Consider the following 6,445-nt stretch of genomic DNA (forward strand, 5'->3'; position numbering starts at 1 on the left):
ATCACCGGGCGCCCCTTCCTCGTACACGCCGACACACTCGCGCGGTACTCGCCGACGCGCTCGCGCGCCGACGTGCCTAGGCGATGTGGTCCTCCTGGAGTTCCGCCGTGTGGCGGTTGGTGAAGCGGTGGACCATGCGGTCGGCCTCGCGCTGCGGGAGCGTGAGGCGGTACGTCGCCTCCACGTCTCCCCTGAACTGGCCCGCGGTCGGGTAGCTGCCGTCTATCGACTTCTTGAAGACCAGGTAGTAGTCCTCCTCGGTCGGTTCCGTGCTACCGCCCGAACCCAGCCCACGGGTACGGCCCGGGCCGGACGGGATCGGGAAGGTACCGGTGTCCTCCGGAGAGGGCTCCGGGGCGGGCTCGGGCGCAGGGGCCAGCGGCTCCTCGTACTGCTGCGCGAACCTCCGCTGCTCCTCGAACCTCCGCTGCTCCTCGAACCGCTGTTCTTCTTGGAACTGCTGCCGGGACTGGAACTGCTGTTGCTCCTGGAACTGCTGTTGTTCCTGGAACTGTTGCTGTTCCTGGAACAGCTCGGCCTGCTGCTGCTCCGCGAACCACTCCTGGTACGCCGTGTCCGGGTCGTAGCCGCCCTGGTACGCGATGGCCTGGGGGTTCCTCGCCTGGAGCCACGGATTCTGTGGCTCGGCGTAGACCGGCGACTCGGGGGGTTCGCTGTCCTCGGGAGCGGGGCGCTGCTCGTCGGGCCGGGGCTGAGGGGCCGCCGCGGGCTCGAGGGTGCGACTGCTCGCGGACGCGTCGGCCGGAGCCAGCGCGGGCGCGGGCGCCGGCGGCAGCAGTGCGGGCTCGATGCCCGCCGCGGCCAGACCCGCCGGGGCGGTCTCCGAGAGGGGGATGCCGTAGCGGGCCAGGCGCAGCGGCATCAGGGACTCCACCGGGGCCTTGCGGCGCCAGGCGCGGCCGAAGCGGGAGTTCAGGCGGGCCTGGTAGACGAGACGTTCCTGCTCCAGCTTGATGACCTGCTCGTAGGAGCGCAGCTCCCACAGCTTCATCCGGCGCCACAGCAGGAACGTGGGGACCGGGGAGAGCAGCCAGCGGGTGAGGCGGACGCCTTCCATGTGCTTGTCGGCGGTGATGTCGGCTATTCGGCCGGTCGCGTGGCGGGCCGCCTCGACCGAGACCACGAACAGGATCGGGATCACGGCGTGCATGCCGACACCCAGCGGGTCCGGCCAGGCCGCCGCGCCGTTGAACGCGATCGTCGCCACCGTCAGCAGCCACGCCGTCTGGCGCAGCAGGGGGAACGGGATGCGGATCCAGGTCAGCAGCAGGTCCAGAGCCAGCAGGACGCAGATACCCGCGTCGATGCCGATCGGGAACACGTACGAGAAGTTCCCGAAGCCCTTCTTGATCGCCAGCTCACGGACCGCCGCGTACGAACCGGCGAAGCCGATTCCGGCGATGACCAGCGCACCGGCGACGACCACGCCGATGAGAATTTTGTGCATCCGTGTCAGCTTTATGGGCGCGGCCACCTGTAGTCCCCTCCCCTTGCGTGTTGTTGCGCGCAACAGAGTGGCACATGTGTGTGGCGTACGGATGCGCGGTATGGGCGGAGCCCGGTTTCCAGGAGAACCGGGCCCCTTCAACTGTCCTGCCGGGTCCGCGACTTGCGTCACGGACCCGGTCGAAACCGGGTCAGCTGCTCTTTGCCGCCGACGTCGACGGCGAGGCACTCCCGGAGCCCGCCTTGGCGGCGGTCTTGGACGTGCCCTTGGCGGCGCTCCTGGACGGCGAGGCCGACGGAGCCCCGGATCCGGACGGCGCCTTCGACGAGGAGCCCGGATCCGGCGAGGCCGTGCCCGCCGCGCCGCCGTCCTTGTTCGCGGCGGACACCGCGCCCACCGCCTCCTTCGTGGCCTTCTCGGCCGCCTTCAGCAGACCGGCAGCGTCCGGGGTCTTCTCACCCGCGAGACCGGCACCGTTGTAGTCGACCGTGACGACCACGTTCTCCACGCGCGCCACGATCGTCTGCTGCTTGAAGGAGCCTTCCTTCTTCTTCAGGCCGTACCGTACGGCCGTCGCCTCGTCGCCCGTCCCGGCGACCGGCGCCGACTTCGGCTCCAGCGCGCCCGTCACCGACAGCGCGCCCGCGACCTGCTTCTGGAAGTACTCGTGCGCCTGCTCGTTGCCCGTGCCGCGCGCGTCCGAATCGAAACGCAGCAGCGCCACGTTCAGCCAGCGGAACTGGGAGCCCTTCACCCCGTTGTTGTCGAGGCTGCTCCAATTGCAGTTGCCGCGCTGCGCCGGGTCGTCCAGCGTGCCCGACTTACCCGACTTGGGGCCCTTCGGGACCAGTTCGTCCAGTGTCTTCTTCGACAGCACCGAGCAGGGCTTGGGCAGCGCCGCGTACGCGGCGGGCTGGACGGCGGGGGCCGAGGTGCTCACCGGCACCGTCGCTCCAGGGGCCGCGCTCGCGCTCTTCTGTGCGTCGCCACCGGAGCCGGAGTCCGAGGAACAGCCCGCGGCGACGAGCATCACCGGCAAGGCGGCTGCGCTGACAAGGATGCGGGTGAGTCGCGGTTCTCGGCCTACTCGCTGTACTGGTCGGTGCATGGTTCCTTCACTCGTGGCTCGTGGTACGGCCGCACATGGGGCGTGCGACCGGTCGGGTCCGAGGGGCCACGGTACGCGGTGGGGCGCCTGGGCGGTTCCCGTTCGGGGGGTTTGCGCCCGGGTGCCCCCAGCGGCCGCGGGGCCGCTAGCCGTTGAGCCTGGAGGACAGCTTCTGGGCCAGTTTCCGCGCCCTGTCCTGCATTTCCTTGCTGTCCGGGGTGTTCGCGGAAGCCGTCGGCTGCTCGGCGTATTCGATCGTCACGATCACGTTCGACGTGCGGAACACCACAGTCACCGTGCGCTGCTGAGCCGTCGACGAGCCGGTGCTCAGCTTGTCGTCGATGAACGCCTCGTCGCCCAGATCGTCGAGGACGCGCGGCTGGAGATCGGCCGGGGTCTCCGAGGCGGAGGCGGAGCCGGTGGGGGCGGAAGGGGCGCCGGAGACGGTGGCGTTGTCGCCGCCGGCACCGGTTTCGGTGGCGGCCGGGCCGGTGGCGCTGCCGCTCGGACTCGGTTCTGCGGTGCCGGAAGCGGACGCGGCGGGCTCCGGAAGGTCGGCCGCCGTCTGCTTGGTGGCGTACAGCTCCTCCGCCTTGCTCTCGTCGCTCACCGCGTTGTCGTACGAGACCACGCGCTCGAAGTCGACGAAGAGGTGATCGGTGGCGGAGGCGGAATCCACCTTCCAGCTGCAGCCGTCACGCCGGTCCGTGTCGTACGTGAGCGTGGCCTCGCCCTCGTACGCCTTCTCCTGCTGCGTCTCGTCGGCGATCTGCTGGATGCCGGGCAGCAGTGAGTCGAGCGTGTCGTGATCGGCCGCTCCGCACGCCTCCGGAAGGGTGCGGTACTTGCCGGGCTGGGCCACCGGGGCCGTCGTGCCGGTGTCGCCGCCCTTGGAGTCCGGAGCCGAACTCCCCACGCCTGAACCGCCCGAGCAGCCCGCCAGCAATGCCGCGAGGAGCACGGCGGCGCCAGATACGTACGCCTTCCGCTGCACGGTCAGGCTCCTCTCGACGGTCCCGACGGCGCTTCGGCCCGGGTGTCCTGTGGTTATTCGGTTGCCGCACGGGGGCGACCCCTGGAGACAATGTGTATCGCACGCACAGCCGTGGACGCCGGTCCGTTGTCCCATACGTCGACCTAGGCGCCGGTTTTGCGATTTAAGACTTCTGTTTTTTTTCTGGGGATCGAGGGCGAAATGTCGTACGTAGAAGTGCCGGGGGCGAACGTTCCCATCCGTATGTGGGCCGACCCGGCCTCCGTCGAGGACGTCGCGCTCCGTCAGCTCCAGAACGTGGCGACCCTGCCCTGGATCAAGGGGCTCGCCGTCATGCCGGACGTCCACTACGGCAAGGGCGCGACGGTCGGCTCGGTCATCGCGATGCGGGACGCGGTGTGCCCGGCGGCGGTCGGCGTCGACATCGGCTGCGGAATGTCCGCGGTCCGGACCTCGCTGACGGCCAACGACCTTCCGGGCGACCTCTCGCGACTCCGCTCGAAGATCGAGGAGGCGATCCCGGTGGGCCGCGGGATGCACGACTCCCCGGTCACCCCGGACGGCTTCCACGGCCTGGCCACCGCGGGGTGGGACGACTTCTGGGGGCGGTTCGACGGAGTCGCCGAAGCGGTCAAATTCCGCCAGGATCGGGCCATTAAGCAGATGGGAACGCTCGGATCCGGCAACCACTTTGTAGAAGTTTGCACGGATTCAACCGGTTCTGTCTGGTTGATGCTGCACTCCGGGTCGCGGAACATCGGCAAGGAGCTGGCCGAGCACCACATCGGTGTCGCCCAGAAGCTCCCGCACAACCAGGGGCTGGTCGACCGTGACCTCGCCGTCTTCGTCGCGGACACGCCCCAGATGGCGGCGTACCGCAACGACCTGTTCTGGGCCCAGGAGTACGCGAAGCACAACCGCACGCTCATGATGGCGCTCCTGAAGGACGTGGTCCGCAAGGAGTTCAAGAAGGCGAAGCCTGCCTTCGAGTCGGAGATCTCGTGCCATCACAACTACGTGAACGTCGAGCGGTACGAAGGCATGGACCTGCTCGTCACCCGCAAGGGGGCCATCAGCGCGCGGGCCGGCGAGTTCGGCATCATCCCGGGCTCGATGGGGACCGGGTCGTACATCGTGAAGGGCCTCGGGAACGAGAAGGCCTTCAACTCGGCCTCGCACGGCGCTGGTCGGCGCATGAGCCGCAACGCGGCGAAGCGCCGCTTCTCGACGAAGGACCTGGAGGACCAGACGCAGGGCGTGGAGTGCCGCAAGGACTCCGGCGTCGTCGACGAGATCCCGGGCGCCTACAAGCCGATCGAGCAGGTCATCGAGCAGCAGCGCGACCTCGTGGAGGTCGTGGCGAAGCTGAAGCAGGTCGTCTGCGTGAAGGGCTGAAGCGCGCAAGGAGCTGAACTGCCCGAAGGGTCCGAGCCGTTGACGGCTCGGACCCTTACGCGTAGGTGCTCACGAGCGGCGCCCGGGACCGCCCGCCGCTCCAGGCGGTCACTTCGCGTGCAGGACCGCGTAGATCATGACGAAGGCCACGATGTGGATGCCGAAGAGGAAGTACGCGAGGTAGTACCAGACGAAGCGTTCGCGCTTCTTCTCCAGGGCCAGGCGGGCCTGTTCGCCGTCCGGGGGCGTCGGCTGCCCGGGAGGTGACGCCGGGTCGGGCATCACAGTTCCCTGTGGATCTTCGTGTTCGACGCCTGGGCGCGGGGGCGGACGACGAGGAGGTCGATGTTCACGTGGCTGGGGCGGGTGACGGCCCAGGTGATGGTCTCGGCGACGTCGTCGGCGGTGAGGGGCTGGGCCACGCCCGCGTAGACCTTGGCGGCCTTCTCGGCGTCACCGTCGAAGCGGGTCAGGGCGAACTCGTCGGTCTTGACCATGCCGGGGGCGACCTCGATGACCCGGACGGGCGTGCCGACGATCTCCAGGCGCAGCGTCTCCGCGAGGACGTGCTCGGCGTGCTTGGCGGCGACGTAGCCACCGCCGCCCTCGTACGTGCTGTGGCCGGCCGTGGAGGAGAGCACGACGACGGTGCCGTCGCCGCTGGCGGTGAGCGCCGGGAGGAGGGCCTGGGTGACGTTCAGGGTGCCGATGACGTTCGTCTCGTACATCTGGCGCCACTGGGCCGGGTCGCCCGTCGCGATGGTGTCGGCGCCGAGCGCGCCGCCCGCGTTGTTGACCAGGACGCCGATCGTCTTGAACGCCGTCGCGAACTCGTCGACCGCCGTGCGGTCGGTGATGTCCAGGGCGTACGCGGTCGCCTGGCCGCCCGCCGCGGTGATCTCCTCCGCCAGCGCCTCGATGCGGTCCTTGCGGCGCGCGGTGAGGACGACGCGGTAGCCCTCGGCCGCGAGCTGCCGGGCCGTCGCGGCGCCGATTCCGCTGCTTGCACCGGTGATGACGGCGATACGGGACGCGGCGGCGGGGGTCATACGGCTGCTCCTTGGCGGTGTCTGCGTGTCTTCGGTTGCTCCGGCCAGGATAGGCGGGCGTCAGCCGCCGCCGCGGGGCGCGTACATGATCACGGCCGCTCCGGCCAGGCAGATCAGGGCGCCGGTGATGTCCCAGCGGTCGGGACGGTAGCCGTCCGCGACCACGCCCCAGGCGAGGGAGCCGGCCACGAAGACTCCGCCGTACGCGGCGAGGACGCGGCCGAACGCGGCGTCCGGCTGGAGGGTGGCGACGAAGCCGTACACGCCGAGGGCCATGACACCGGCGCCGATCCAGAGCCAGCCGCGGTGCTCGCGTACGCCCTGCCAGACCAGCCAGGCGCCGCCGATCTCCAGGAGTGCGGCCAGGACGAAGAGGAGGGCGGAGCGGGCGATCAGCATGCGGTCACTGTGTCAGGACGCGGGGTCCGGCC

7 protein-coding genes are annotated in these 6,445 nt (G+C 69.7%); 1 reads left to right on the plus strand and 6 read right to left on the minus strand.

Translation table 11 applies throughout. The features are described from left to right. Positions 1 to 76: 76 nt before the first annotated feature. The 3 genes from ACIQRL_RS40515 to ACIQRL_RS40525 all read right to left on the minus strand — a co-directional run bounded on the left by ACIQRL_RS40515 (position 77) and on the right by ACIQRL_RS40525 (position 3,570). Positions 77 to 1,468, minus strand: a complete 1,392-nt coding sequence (locus ACIQRL_RS40515) for a DUF2637 domain-containing protein (protein WP_401341309.1) — start codon at positions 1,466 to 1,468, stop codon at positions 77 to 79. Between the two features lie 190 nt (positions 1,469 to 1,658). Continuing rightward, positions 1,659 to 2,576: a DUF3558 domain-containing protein gene (locus tag ACIQRL_RS40520; RefSeq protein ID WP_401341311.1), complete on the minus strand. Its 918-nt coding sequence runs from the start codon at positions 2,574 to 2,576 to the stop codon at positions 1,659 to 1,661. A gap of 145 nt (positions 2,577 to 2,721) precedes the next feature. After that, positions 2,722 to 3,570 (minus strand): DUF3558 domain-containing protein, encoded by an 849-nt coding sequence (locus ACIQRL_RS40525; protein ID WP_401341312.1) that lies wholly within the window; start codon positions 3,568 to 3,570, stop codon positions 2,722 to 2,724. Positions 3,571 to 3,771: 201 nt separating this feature from the next. Here ACIQRL_RS40525 and ACIQRL_RS40530 point away from each other — a divergent pair, with 201 nt between their 5' ends. After that, positions 3,772 to 4,965, plus strand: coding sequence for an RtcB family protein (locus tag ACIQRL_RS40530; RefSeq protein ID WP_401341315.1), 1,194 nt, complete (start codon positions 3,772 to 3,774; stop codon positions 4,963 to 4,965). Between the two features lie 108 nt (positions 4,966 to 5,073). Here the strand turns inward: ACIQRL_RS40530 and ACIQRL_RS40535 are convergent, their stop codons facing one another. The 3 genes from ACIQRL_RS40535 to ACIQRL_RS40545 are packed head-to-tail and all read right to left on the minus strand — an operon-like array spanning position 5,074 to position 6,413. After that, the gene (locus tag ACIQRL_RS40535) at positions 5,074 to 5,247 is read right to left on the minus strand and encodes a hypothetical protein (protein WP_401341317.1); all 174 of its coding nucleotides are present in this window, start codon (positions 5,245 to 5,247) and stop codon (positions 5,074 to 5,076) included. Continuing rightward, complete coding sequence (locus ACIQRL_RS40540) at positions 5,247 to 6,014, minus strand: SDR family NAD(P)-dependent oxidoreductase (RefSeq protein ID WP_401341320.1); 768 nt, start codon at positions 6,012 to 6,014, stop codon at positions 5,247 to 5,249. The genes ACIQRL_RS40535 and ACIQRL_RS40540 overlap by 1 nt, the downstream gene beginning before the upstream one ends. A gap of 60 nt (positions 6,015 to 6,074) precedes the next feature. Further along, positions 6,075 to 6,413, minus strand: coding sequence for a YnfA family protein (locus ACIQRL_RS40545; RefSeq protein ID WP_389083250.1), 339 nt, complete (start codon positions 6,411 to 6,413; stop codon positions 6,075 to 6,077). Positions 6,414 to 6,445 lie beyond the last annotated feature (32 nt).

The organism is Streptomyces sp. NPDC091209 (assembly GCF_044757755.1).
GTDB lineage: Bacteria > Actinomycetota > Actinomycetes > Streptomycetales > Streptomycetaceae > Streptomyces.

Excerpts from the sequence above, each read along its gene's own strand:
- ACIQRL_RS40520 (WP_401341311.1), bottom strand. The coding sequence starts at position 2,576 with ATGCACCGACCAGTACAGCGAGTAGGCCGAGAACCGCGACTCACCCGC.
- ACIQRL_RS40540 (WP_401341320.1), bottom strand. The coding sequence starts at position 6,014 with ATGACCCCCGCCGCCGCGTCCCGTATCGCCGTCATCACCGGTGCAAGC.
- ACIQRL_RS40515 (WP_401341309.1), bottom strand. The coding sequence starts at position 1,468 with ATGCACAAAATTCTCATCGGCGTGGTCGTCGCCGGTGCGCTGGTCATC.
- ACIQRL_RS40530 (WP_401341315.1), top strand. The coding sequence starts at position 3,772 with ATGTCGTACGTAGAAGTGCCGGGGGCGAACGTTCCCATCCGTATGTGG.
- ACIQRL_RS40535 (WP_401341317.1), bottom strand. The coding sequence starts at position 5,247 with ATGCCCGACCCGGCGTCACCTCCCGGGCAGCCGACGCCCCCGGACGGC.
- ACIQRL_RS40545 (WP_389083250.1), bottom strand. The coding sequence starts at position 6,413 with ATGCTGATCGCCCGCTCCGCCCTCCTCTTCGTCCTGGCCGCACTCCTG.